Origin of the sequence: Anaeromassilibacillus sp. An200, assembly GCF_002160025.1 — a bacterium.
GTDB lineage: Bacteria > Bacillota > Clostridia > Oscillospirales > Acutalibacteraceae > Caccousia > Caccousia stercoris.
Window position 1 is genome coordinate 54,288 of the sequence record NZ_NFJU01000023.1, and the last position, 10,253, is coordinate 64,540.

The 10,253-nt window shown below is 55.1% G+C and carries 14 protein-coding genes; 8 read left to right on the forward strand and 6 right to left on the reverse strand.

All coding sequences use genetic code 11. From position 1 onward, the window contains the following. The first annotated feature begins 282 nt into the window (after positions 1–282). The 6 genes from B5F35_RS12100 (at position 283) to B5F35_RS12125 (ending at position 4,230) form a co-directional block, all read left to right on the forward strand. The gene (locus tag B5F35_RS12100; protein ID WP_087241307.1) at positions 283–1,281 is read left to right on the forward strand and encodes an O-acetyl-ADP-ribose deacetylase; all 999 of its coding nucleotides are present in this window, start codon (positions 283–285) and stop codon (positions 1,279–1,281) included. 3 nt (positions 1,282–1,284) lie between these two features. Then, entirely contained in the window at positions 1,285–1,635 is a 351-nt protein-coding gene (locus tag B5F35_RS12105; protein ID WP_087241309.1) for a DUF2200 domain-containing protein, read from the forward strand. Between the two features lie 12 nt (positions 1,636–1,647). Beyond that, entirely contained in the window at positions 1,648–2,376 is a 729-nt protein-coding gene (locus B5F35_RS12110; RefSeq protein ID WP_087241311.1) for a hypothetical protein, read from the forward strand. 61 nt (positions 2,377–2,437) lie between these two features. Next, entirely contained in the window at positions 2,438–3,097 is a 660-nt protein-coding gene (locus B5F35_RS12115; RefSeq protein WP_087241313.1) for a vWA domain-containing protein, read from the forward strand. Between the two features lie 150 nt (positions 3,098–3,247). Beyond that, positions 3,248–3,778: a dihydrofolate reductase family protein gene (locus B5F35_RS12120; RefSeq protein WP_087241315.1), complete on the forward strand. Its 531-nt coding sequence runs from the start codon at positions 3,248–3,250 to the stop codon at positions 3,776–3,778. 8 nt (positions 3,779–3,786) lie between these two features. Then, positions 3,787–4,230 (forward strand): GNAT family N-acetyltransferase, encoded by a 444-nt coding sequence (locus B5F35_RS12125; protein ID WP_087241317.1) that lies wholly within the window; start codon positions 3,787–3,789, stop codon positions 4,228–4,230. A gap of 117 nt (positions 4,231–4,347) precedes the next feature. Here the strand turns inward: B5F35_RS12125 and B5F35_RS12130 are convergent, their stop codons facing one another. The 3 genes from B5F35_RS12130 to relB form a co-directional block, all read right to left on the reverse strand. Further along, positions 4,348–4,908: a flavin reductase family protein gene (locus tag B5F35_RS12130; RefSeq protein WP_087241319.1), complete on the reverse strand. Its 561-nt coding sequence runs from the start codon at positions 4,906–4,908 to the stop codon at positions 4,348–4,350. 77 nt (positions 4,909–4,985) lie between these two features. Continuing rightward, positions 4,986–5,783 (reverse strand): alpha/beta fold hydrolase, encoded by a 798-nt coding sequence (locus B5F35_RS12135; protein WP_087241321.1) that lies wholly within the window; start codon positions 5,781–5,783, stop codon positions 4,986–4,988. A gap of 148 nt (positions 5,784–5,931) precedes the next feature. Then, positions 5,932–6,375: a type II toxin-antitoxin system RelB family anti-toxin gene (gene relB / locus B5F35_RS12140; protein ID WP_087241323.1), complete on the reverse strand. Its 444-nt coding sequence runs from the start codon at positions 6,373–6,375 to the stop codon at positions 5,932–5,934. 190 nt (positions 6,376–6,565) lie between these two features. On the opposite strand from relB, the gene B5F35_RS12145 reads away from it, so the two are divergent. Together B5F35_RS12145 and B5F35_RS12150 are read left to right on the forward strand one after the other, a co-directional pair. Next, the gene (locus B5F35_RS12145) at positions 6,566–6,934 is read left to right on the forward strand and encodes an ArsR/SmtB family transcription factor (RefSeq protein WP_087241326.1); all 369 of its coding nucleotides are present in this window, start codon (positions 6,566–6,568) and stop codon (positions 6,932–6,934) included. Beyond that, complete coding sequence (locus B5F35_RS12150; protein WP_087241328.1) at positions 6,931–7,767, forward strand: EFR1 family ferrodoxin; 837 nt, start codon at positions 6,931–6,933, stop codon at positions 7,765–7,767. The genes B5F35_RS12145 and B5F35_RS12150 overlap by 4 nt, the downstream gene beginning before the upstream one ends. Positions 7,768–7,770: 3 nt before the next feature. Here B5F35_RS12150 and B5F35_RS12155 read toward each other — a convergent pair whose 3' ends face one another. The 3 genes from B5F35_RS12155 to B5F35_RS12165 all read right to left on the reverse strand — a co-directional run bounded on the left by B5F35_RS12155 (position 7,771) and on the right by B5F35_RS12165 (position 10,132). Continuing rightward, positions 7,771–8,124 (reverse strand): hypothetical protein, encoded by a 354-nt coding sequence (locus B5F35_RS12155; RefSeq protein WP_442856470.1) that lies wholly within the window; start codon positions 8,122–8,124, stop codon positions 7,771–7,773. A gap of 91 nt (positions 8,125–8,215) precedes the next feature. Continuing rightward, entirely contained in the window at positions 8,216–9,838 is a 1,623-nt protein-coding gene (locus B5F35_RS12160; RefSeq protein ID WP_087241330.1) for a recombinase family protein, read from the reverse strand. A 99-nt stretch (positions 9,839–9,937) separates the two neighbouring features. Further along, the gene (locus tag B5F35_RS12165) at positions 9,938–10,132 is read right to left on the reverse strand and encodes a hypothetical protein (RefSeq protein ID WP_002334813.1); all 195 of its coding nucleotides are present in this window, start codon (positions 10,130–10,132) and stop codon (positions 9,938–9,940) included. Positions 10,133–10,253 lie beyond the last annotated feature (121 nt).

Below are 10,253 nucleotides of genomic sequence, written 5' to 3' on the forward strand. Positions count from 1 at the left end.
ACTCCCACACCACGATAAGCTGCACTTTTTGTTTTGACTTTTTCTATAGGCTGCCTCAATAGAAAATGCCAAGGATACTGGCAACGAAGTTCGGCAATAGACTTCAAGAAACTGTACACGATCGTTTGGCTTGTGAGTCTGACTTTTCATCTTTTCTTATAAAATCTTGTTGCTTTCCTTGTCGAAGCATTATAAAGGGAAAGAAAGCACAGTATATTCCTCTGAATTGCCAAAGCGGCCCGCCTATGGTATGATGACACCAAAGCGCGAGGAGGTGCCGTCATGCCCCTGCAAATTGTACGAAACGATATTACCACCATGAAGGTGGACGCCATCGTCAACGCCGCCAACGAGAGCCTGCTGGGCGGTGGAGGTGTGGACGGGGCCATCCACCGTGCCGCCGGGCCGGAGCTGCTGGCCGAGTGCCGCACCCTGAACGGCTGCAAAACAGGACAGGCCAAGATCACCAAGGGCTACCGTCTGCCGGCGAAGTTTGTCATCCATACCGTAGGCCCCATCTGGCGGGGCGGCGGCCACGGGGAGCGGGAGTTGCTGGTTTCCGCCTACCGCTCCTCTCTGGAGCTGGCACTGGCCAATGGGTGCGAAACCGTGGCGTTCCCGCTGATCTCCTCCGGCGTGTACGGCTACCCCAAGGACCAGGCGCTGAGGGTGGCGGTGGACACCATCGGGGAGTTCCTGCTCTCCCATGATATGACGGTGTATCTGGTCATCTTCGACCGGGCCGCTTATACCATCGGCGGCAAGCTCTTTGCCGATATCGCCGCCTATATCGATGACCGCTATGTGGAGGCCCACACCGACCGCTATGAGAACCAGCGCCGCCGGATGGCCTTGGAATCCATGCCTGCGGAGGAGCCGCAGTGGATGCCTGCTCCTTGTACCATGGGGGCTCCCGGCCTGGACGAAGCCCTCAGCGAGCTGGACGAGAGCTTTTCCCAGATGCTGCTGCGCAAGATCGACGAGCGGGGCATGACCGACGCCCAGTGCTACAAAAAGGCCAACATCGACCGCAAGCTCTTTTCAAAAATCCGCTCGGATGTCCACTATAAGCCCTCCAAGCCCACCGCCATGGCCTTCGCCGTAGCGCTTGAGCTGCCACTGGCCGAGGCTCGTGAAATGCTGGAAAAGGCGGGCTTTGCCTTCTCCCACGCCAGCAAGTTCGACATCATCGTGGAGTATTTCATTGCCCACCAGAACTACAACATCTTCGAGATCAACGAGGCTCTGTTCGCCTTTGACCAGAGCCTGCTGGGAGGATAAGCCATGCCGCAGATGGATATCACAGAAATGACCTTTGCCAGGGTGTACCCCCTGCTGGTAGCCAAAGCGGAGAAAAGGGGCCGCACCCGGGACGAGGTGGATCAGGTCACCGCCTGGCTCACCGGCTACACGCCGGAGGAGCTGGGCGGGCTGGAGCAGTCCGACACCAGCTATGGGGACTTCTTCCGAAACGCCCCCGCCATGAACCCGGAGCGAACGCTGATTACCGGCAAGATCTGCGGCATCCGAGTGGAGGAGATCGAGGACCCACTCATGCGGGACATCCGGTATCTCGATAAGCTGGTGGACGAGCTGGCCAAGGGCAAACCCATGGAGAAGATCCTGCGAAAGTAGAGGTCAGGCAGTATGCAAGATAACTATGTAGGCGACATTGGCGATTACGGAAAGTACGGCCTTTTGCGAAATGTGACTGCCGCCGGCCTTCGACTGGCTGTCAACTGGTACCGGGTGATCCCCACTCGTCCAGGCAAGCAGGAAGATGGAAAATTTACGGACTATCTGCACAAACCAGATACATATCGGCAGTATGATCCGGAGCTGTTCGACTGTCTGTCGTATCTTGTGAAGAAAAATCGAACCATTGAGGCTGTGGAAAAGAGCAATATCCTCAATGCCCGCTTTTTTACTGAACGGCTGACAGCGGCTGGCCGAAAACAGTGGCACATGGCGGCGTTGGAGGCTACCAATGGAATGGACATTGTCTTTCTCGATCCAGATAACGGCCTCGAAACAGTAAAGATGCATCAGGATGGTTCTGCTAAGGAGAAACATGTCACCTGGCAAGAGATCAAGGACTACTACAACCGTGGGCAAAGTGTGATCTTGTACCATCATCGGCCACAGTCTGATTCAAAAGAGGTCTGTGTACAAAAAATGTTGGAATTTCAGAAGAACCATTTGCAGGCAGACGGTGTACTTGGTTTAGAATATTATCGTTTTACAAATCGCTATTATTTCCTGTTTGCTCATCAGGCCCATTTGTCCATATTGGATGCCGTGTATCACTCTGTGGCAAAGAACTGGGCAGGACTTTGTGCCCCTGTTGGAATTTGTCGCTCACCAAGCGACCACTGAATATACAAATCCCCCTATACTGTGCTTGTAAGCCAAACAACACAGTATAGGGGGATTTGTTATGAAGAAGAATTTGATGGAACTGGTGTTCATTCTGGACCGCAGCGGCTCCATGCAGGGGCTGGAGGGGGACACCATCGGCGGCTTCAACGCCATGCTCGAAAAGCAGAAGAAGGAGCCCGGCGAGGCGTTCGTCTCCACTGTCCTCTTTGACGATCAGACCGAGGTGCTCCACGACCGGGTGAAGGTGAGCGAGGTCCAGCCCATCACCGACAAGGAGTACTATGTGCGGGGCTGCACCGCCCTGCTGGACGCAATCGGCGGGGCCATCCACCACATCGGCAACATCCACAAGTATGCCCGGCCCGAGGACGTGCCGGAGCACACCCTGTTCGTCATCACCACCGACGTCATGGAGAACGCCAGCCGCCGCTACTCCGCCCAGCGGGTCAAGGAGATGATCCAGCGCCAGAAGGAGAAGTACGGCTGGGAGTTTCTCTTCCTGGGTGCCAACATCGACGCGGTGGAAACCGCAGGCAGCTTAGGCATCGCCCCCGACCGGGCGGTGAACTATCACTGTGACAGCGTGGGCACCCGCCTTAACTACGAGATGGTGGGTCAGGCCGTGGCCGCCGTTCGGTGCAGCGCGCCTCTGGACAAACACTGGAAGGACGCCATCGAGGAGGACTTCCGCAAACGGCAGAAGAAGGGGCGGCAGTGAGTGTCGGTCAAATGAAGGGGCTTTTCAGGGAGTTTCGGATAACAGTTTTCGTCCGATCCATCTTCATGTACGATACCGCTTTTCCTGCGATAGCACAGCTTGTTCTTTCTGAGGCGATTGGGTACAATAGGAGCAACGGAGGGAAGTGTCATGGGAAAACTTGTGTTATATCTTGCTGTGAGCGTGGACGGCTATCTTGCTGACGAACAGGGTGGCGTGGGCTGGCTGGGGGGCGACGGCAGCGAGCCGGAGAATTTCGGCAGTTACCCCGCCTTTTACGAGAAGGTGGAGGTCATCCTCATGGGCTGGTCTACCTACCACCAGATCGTCACGGAGCTCTCCCCGGACAGTTGGCCCTATGAGGGGCGCCCCTGTTATGTGGTGACCCATCGAAGCGAGCCGGACCGGGAGGGCATCACCTTTTGGAACAGGCCGATCACAGAGCTGGCGGGCAAGCTGAAAGAGGAACATAAGGGCAATATCTGGATCTGCGGCGGTGCTTCGGTGGCCGGTCAGTTGCTCAAAGAGGGCTGTGTCGACCAGCTGTGGCTATCCATTATCCCCACGGTGCTGGGCAAAGGCGTGCGGCTGTTTCCGGAGCTTTCTCAGGAAATGCCCCTGAAGCTGGTGGGGACGGAACGCTACAACGGCATTGTTGCTCTGGTCTACGAAAGGCGATGACGGCAGACATGAAAATCCGGGAAATCATTGACCGTAAAAAGGAATATCTCGATTTGCTGCTGTTGGCGGACGAGCAGGAAGACATGATCGACCGTTATCTGGAGCATGGGACCATGTATGTGCTGGAGGACGATGGAGTCAAGGCCGAGTGCGTGGTGACGGACGAGGGCGGCGGCATTCTGGAACTGAAAAACATTGCCGTAGTGCCGGACTGTCAGGGCAAGGGATACGGAAAAGCTTTCGTGAACTTCCTTGTCCGAACTTATAGGGAGCAGTATGCGGTGCTGCAGGTTGGCACCGGAGACAGCCCGTCCACCATCCCCTTTTATGAAGCCTGCGGCTTTCGTAGGCACCATCTGGTCAAGAACTTTTTTACTGACCACTACGACCACCCCATCTACGAGTGCGGGGTGCAGCTGGTGGACATGGTGTACCTGCAAAGAGAGCTATGAAAAGCGGAGCGCCCATGTGAAGCGCTCCGCTTTTGCTGTGGTATAGATATTGATCATTGTTCGGGTCGGGTGCAACTACCCCCAAAGTGTCGGGAGTTCACGACCAAATTCAGCCGGTCATTTCAGCTTGACGCCGTCCCGGAAGGCATTGCCCACCTTCTCGCCCAGCACCCGGTATGTGTTGTGGATGGGGTCAAAGGTGATGGGCCGCAGCTTATCCGGGTCGATCTTCCCGTCAGCGTCCAAAACGGACTCGTCGGCGCTCACGTTGACGATCTCGCCCACCAGACGGAAGCTCTCCGGGTCGTAGCTCACCAGGCGGCATTCCACCGCCATGGGCAGCTCATCGATGAGGAGCGCGTCCACAAACTCCGACTTGGTGGTGTGCCAGCCAGCCTTTGCTACCTTGTCCGCCACCTGGTTGCCGGACTCAATGCCCACATAGTCACAGGCCACCGTCTGCTCCACTGTGGCCATGCTCACGGTGAACGCCTTGCGGGCCAGGATGTTGGCGGTGGTCTTATGCTCGGCGCTGATGCACATGCTCAGCTCCTTGTCCTCGCTGATGCCGCCCCAGGCCGCGTTCATGGCGTCGGGGGTGCCGTCCTCATTGTAGGTGGCCAGAATAAAGACCGGCTGGGGATAGGTCCAGGGCTTGGCTCCAAAATTCTTGCGCATAGCGATTCCTCCTTATCATTTGTCTCTATTGTATACCTGATACACCAAAACATAAAATGCCTGTTTCCTATGTGCGGCTATTCGCCGGGGGTATTGGGATCTTTGCCGTCAAAGAAAGGAAGTGCGATGCGCAGCCATTCCTCCGGCAGATAGACGGACAGATAGCCGTGCCCGTATCCTTTTGCCTCGTAGATCCGGCAGGTGGGAAGCAGCCGCTGGAACGTACGGGCGGAGTTCTTGACGCACTTCATCTCCTTCTCCCCGTGCCAATACATGACCTGGGCATGGCTGTTTCTCACGCTTTCTTTCACGCGGTATTGCGCCATATAGGTCCGGTACATGGTGTATAAGGTTTTTCGCGGCGTTCTGGGCATATCCCGCAGATAATATTCCTGGATCTCCCGGGGATAGGTCATCTTCGCGGGCAGCAGCTTGGACATAAGCTTTAACTGGATGCGGCACGCCCATTCGCTGAACAGCATCCATCCAAACAGCCATACCGAGGCGATACAGAACCGGGCCATCATGGGCTGCGGGTAACAAAGGCTGCCGTCAACGATGGCTTTTTCGGTAAGATCCGGCTTCCGCGCCAAAAGCTCCATCACGATCTGGCCACCCAAGGAAACTCCGCACAGGGCGAAGAGGTGTCCGCCGCAATGCTGCTGGATATAGTCCATGAGCTGGTCTGCGGTCCGCTCGGTGGAGACATAGGGCGTTCGATATGCCTCGCCATGGCCATCCAGCGTAGGCAGGATCACATGGTAGTGCTGGGCCAGGACACGGGCCTGCCGCAGGTAATTCCACCAAGCGTTTCCACCGCCGTGGATCAGCATGATGTGAGGGCGCGTATCATCTCCGAATTCATGAAAGGTCATATTGGATCTCCTCCCGAATGGGTAAAACAGGATGCCTGGGTCATTATACTGCAAGTCTGCGCAAAATTCCATACCCGAGCAGAGAGACATCCGGGGCGCATAAAAGCAAGGCTCCCACCCTCTGAAATTCCGAGGGCGGGAGCCTTGCTTATCTCTGCTTCCAATGATTCAGTTTTGGCAGCTGGGCTGCAAAGTAGGCTCTGACCTGTTCCGGGGGCCAGGTTTCATTGGCCATGTGGCCCTCCAGAAAGTCCAGCAGCTCCTCCAGGCTGGTGTAGACAAATTTCCCGTCGGTATAGCACCACTTGCAGTACGCCTCGTTGAAAGCGCCGTCCGGCTCCCGGCTGATATTGGCGTCCTCCAGGGGCATTCCGCAGCACTGGCAGATCAGCTGCCGGGGCGAGCCCAGCAGGGTGTTGATGGAGACGTCAAACAGTTTGGAGAGCAGCTTTAGCGTCTCCGTATTGGGCACCGTTTCGCCGGTTTCCCAGCGGGAAACCGCCTGCCGGGTCACGTGGACCTTTTCTGCCAGCTGCTCCTGGGAAAAGCCGCGCCTGGCGCGCAGCTCCAGAAGGATTTCTTTGGGTTCCATATCGATCACCACCTTACCCGAAGCATACCACACGGGGAACAAAAAGCAAAGCAACTGGCTGTTGCCCCTGGCCTGATGGTTGATCGGTCAGTGTCCCAATGAACTCGATTTTCTTGACCAATCATCCGCGCACTGTAGTTTATGCTATAATGGTTCATGCGCGTCGATCATGGAGGACGGAGGTGACCAAATGGCTGAACCAACGAGCGGCAATCAGCTGGCGCAGCAATTCCAGGCCTGCCGCCCAGCGTTCTGCGCGATTGGAGACGAGACCCGCCAGCTTATTCTCCGGGTGTTCATTGAGAATTGCGGAACAGGGGGTCTGCGGGTGGGAGAACTCCAAGCGAGCACGAATCTCTCCCGCGCGGCGGTGTCCCACCATCTGAAAGTCCTGAAGGATGCGGGGATCATCACATTCCGGCGGGAAGGGACGAAAAATTACTATTATCTGGACTCTGCAAGCAGCAGCCTGCTGGCTGTGTCGGAGCTGCTGCAGGATGCCGTCCGGCAGATGAAACACTGCCCGACCTATCAGGAAAACGAAGGAGAACACAAATGAGGATCTATCAAATCCTATTCAGCCCCACAGGAGGCACAAAAAAGGCTGCCGCTCCCTTTGCGGAGGTATTCGGGCAGGAGGTCAGCACCATTGACCTGACTGATGCCAGCATGGATTTTTCCCAGATCTCTCTGGACAAAGAGGACATCTGTGTCGTGGCCGTCCCCTCCTTTGGCGGCCGGGTCCCGGCCATCGCGGCGGAACGGCTGAAGCGCATCCGCGCCAGCGGCGCAATGGCCATTCTGGTGGTGGTCTATGGAAACCGGGCCTATGATGACACGCTGTTGGAACTGAAAACCTGCCTGAAGCGTGCCGGTTTCCGCTGCGCCGCGGCTGTGGCAGCCGTGGCGGAACATTCCATCATGCGCCAGTTTGCCACGGGCCGTCCAGATTCCGGTGATCTGGCGGAACTGTCTCGATTTGCCAAAGAGATCCGCCGGTGTCTGAAGGAGGGGCGAATCCCGGATGACCTGGCCGTTCCCGGCAATGATCCATTCAGGGAGTATTCCGGGATTCCCATCAAGCTCTCCGCCAGGAAGAAGTGTACGAACTGCGGGCTGTGCGCTAAGCAGTGTCCCGTTCAGGCGATTCCGGCGGCAGCTCCCACCAAAACCGATCATAAAACATGCATCAGCTGTATGCGCTGCGTCAGCATCTGTCCGGCTCATGCACGAAGCATCAACCCTATCCTGACAGCGGTTGCCGCGGGCAAGATGAAGAAGATCTGCAGCGTACCAAGAAGAACGAACTGTTTCTCGGAGAATGACAAAAGGGTGACTCCCATACTGTCGTTCCTACAAAGGCCCCTGGCTTTCTGCCGGGGGCCTTCGTAGCCTCTATCCTCTTTTCCGCATCAGGAAAACGCCTGCCGCCGCCGCAATCAGGACGAAGGGGGCCAGGCGGACAAAGCCCCATTCAAAGGCGTGGATGGCCACTCCCATAACGGCGGTCTCCGGAGCGCTGTAATCCCAGCCCAGGTAAGGGCTGTTTACCACGACCAAGACTGCGGTCACAGCAAGGATGCCCACGCACACTGCGACGAGCCCCCAGTGGAGGGCGGAGCGCCGCAGGGCCTTTCTCCGGGCGAACTGTAGATTGATGACCTCCAGCTTTTCCGCGAGAGCCTTCACCTCATCCGCCTCCGACTCTGTCACTGTTTCCCCCAGCAACGTGCTGACAGGCGTCTCCAACGCCTCCGACAAGGCGATGAGCAGGTCGGCGTCTGGAACAGATAAGCCCGTTTCCCTTAGTTAAAGATATTGTTGGGTATCTCAAGATGTGTCATTCGATTTTGCCGATAAAGCGGTAGAAGATTTCTACCTCCTGTTCCCGGCTTCCGTCCTCACCTTTGACCGCTTCATGGACAACGATTTTTTCAATCAGCGTATTCAGAAGTTCAGCCGTCAATTCTGTGGGATTGACATACTGTTTCATCAGACCTATCCACTTTTCAGCGTCAACCGCTGTCTGGGCGGCGGCCTCCATCGCTTCGTGAAGCCGTTCAATTTTTGCGTCCAATTCTCGCTGTTCGCCCTGATACTTTTCGGACAGCATATTGAAATTGTATTCTGTAATGCGTCCGGCAGACCAGTCCTCATACATTTTTGCAAACAGGGTGTCTACTTCTGCTTTGCGCTTTTCCGCCTTTTTCAGTTCGGCTGTCTGCCGCTTCCTTGCAGTATTGCGTTCCTTGTCGCTGGCGTTAAGTAGCCGTTTCAGAAGTTTGTCCCCATCCTGCTGTGCCAGCACAGACCAGTATTGCAGACGGGAAAGGACATAGGCGTAAAGCACATCATAGCGGATATAGTGCATGGAACACTGGTGCAATCCTTGCCCGTACTTGCTACAATGGTAGTGGGCATAGGGATTTTTGTTCTGGCTGTTCATACCATAGGCCAGCGACCAGCCGCAGTCCGCACATTTTACCAGCCCGGAAAATATCTGTGTTGTGCCGTTCTTCTGCCGTCTGCGCCTGTTGCAAATCTGCTCCTGTACTTGACGGAACACATCTTCGGAAATAATCGCTTCGTGGGTGTTCTCCACACGATACCATTCCTCTTTTGGCTTGCGTACTTTCTTCTTGTTTTTGAATGAAATGTTGGTCTGCTTATTGTGGATGCTGTGTCCGATATAGGTTTCCTCTTTCAGAATACTTTTCACCTGCGCTATCGTCCACGCATAGGCTTTTTCCTCCGGCGCTCCGGCATAGATATTTGCGAAAGTGCCGTATCTCTGGAAATTCAGCCAGCCGGGAGTAGGTACTTTTTCTTCGACCAAAATCCGTGTAATGCTGGCGGCTCCCCGGCCATGAACGGCAAGGTCAAAAATCTTTTCGATAATCCACCTTGTTTCCGGGTCAATCAGAAGATGGCCTTTCTTATCTGGGTCTTTGACATAGCCAAGCGGAGCATAGGCTCCATAGTGTGCGCCATTTGCGAACCGTGTCCGCATGGCCGCCTTTACCTTTTTGCTGGTCTGGCGGGCGTGCATTTCATTCAGAATGTTGAGGAATGGGGCAAGCTCATTCTCTCCGTTGATGGTGTCCACATTGTCATTGACAGCGATATAGCGGACGCCTTTGCTGGGAAAGTAGATTTCCGTGTACTGGCCGGTCAGAATGTAGTTTCTGCCTAAGCGGGATAAATCCTTCGTAACAACGCAGTTGATTTTCCCGTCCTCAATGTCATCAATCATTCTCTGAAAATCCGGCCTGTCAAAGTTCGTTCCAGACCATCCATCGTCGATATATTCATCTATGACATTCAGGCCATGCTCGGCGGCATATTGCCGGAGTATCATGCGTTGTGTCTGAATACTCCCGCTTTCTCCTTGCAGTTCATCGTCCCGGCTCAATCTCATATAAAGCGCCGTGTTGTAAATCGTAGTATTGTAAGGTTGTTTCACCGTAAAAATCCTCCTTCTAAAGAAACAACCCACGCTTACAATACTTTTGCTCTATGGCAATTATATCATAAGCGTGGGCGTGTTATCAATGATGGGCTATCAGGTTGAAGCGGCTTTTTCTGCGGTATGCCGCACCACATCTACAATCAGATCACCGAGGGGCTTCCCGCCTGCGGCGAAGTGTTCGGAGATTTTTATACGGTTGTTCCCACATACAAAATACTGCGTGCCGTTCTCTGCTTGTATAACCTGCCCTGTTCGGGGTGTAAAAATATCGCTTTCACTTTTTGCCATCCAGTGTCCTCCATATTCAGTTTTCAACGCCTCATGAAATGCCATCACAGCTGAGAATGAAAATAAAGGCAGTGCATAGGACGGCGGCATCTGCTACACTAAAGTCAGCAGGCGTAGTCCG

Coding starts and splice junctions, on each gene's coding strand:
- B5F35_RS12100 (WP_087241307.1), top strand. CDS start 283: ATGCCCCTGCAAATTGTACGAAACGATATTACCACCATGAAGGTGGAC.
- B5F35_RS12105 (WP_087241309.1), top strand. CDS start 1,285: ATGCCGCAGATGGATATCACAGAAATGACCTTTGCCAGGGTGTACCCC.
- B5F35_RS12110 (WP_087241311.1), top strand. CDS start 1,648: ATGCAAGATAACTATGTAGGCGACATTGGCGATTACGGAAAGTACGGC.
- B5F35_RS12115 (WP_087241313.1), top strand. CDS start 2,438: ATGAAGAAGAATTTGATGGAACTGGTGTTCATTCTGGACCGCAGCGGC.
- B5F35_RS12120 (WP_087241315.1), top strand. CDS start 3,248: ATGGGAAAACTTGTGTTATATCTTGCTGTGAGCGTGGACGGCTATCTT.
- B5F35_RS12125 (WP_087241317.1), top strand. CDS start 3,787: ATGAAAATCCGGGAAATCATTGACCGTAAAAAGGAATATCTCGATTTG.
- B5F35_RS12130 (WP_087241319.1), bottom strand. CDS start 4,908: ATGCGCAAGAATTTTGGAGCCAAGCCCTGGACCTATCCCCAGCCGGTC.
- B5F35_RS12135 (WP_087241321.1), bottom strand. CDS start 5,783: ATGACCTTTCATGAATTCGGAGATGATACGCGCCCTCACATCATGCTG.
- relB (WP_087241323.1), bottom strand. CDS start 6,375: ATGGAACCCAAAGAAATCCTTCTGGAGCTGCGCGCCAGGCGCGGCTTT.
- B5F35_RS12145 (WP_087241326.1), top strand. CDS start 6,566: ATGGCTGAACCAACGAGCGGCAATCAGCTGGCGCAGCAATTCCAGGCC.
- B5F35_RS12150 (WP_087241328.1), top strand. CDS start 6,931: ATGAGGATCTATCAAATCCTATTCAGCCCCACAGGAGGCACAAAAAAG.
- B5F35_RS12165 (WP_002334813.1), bottom strand. CDS start 10,132: ATGGCAAAAAGTGAAAGCGATATTTTTACACCCCGAACAGGGCAGGTT.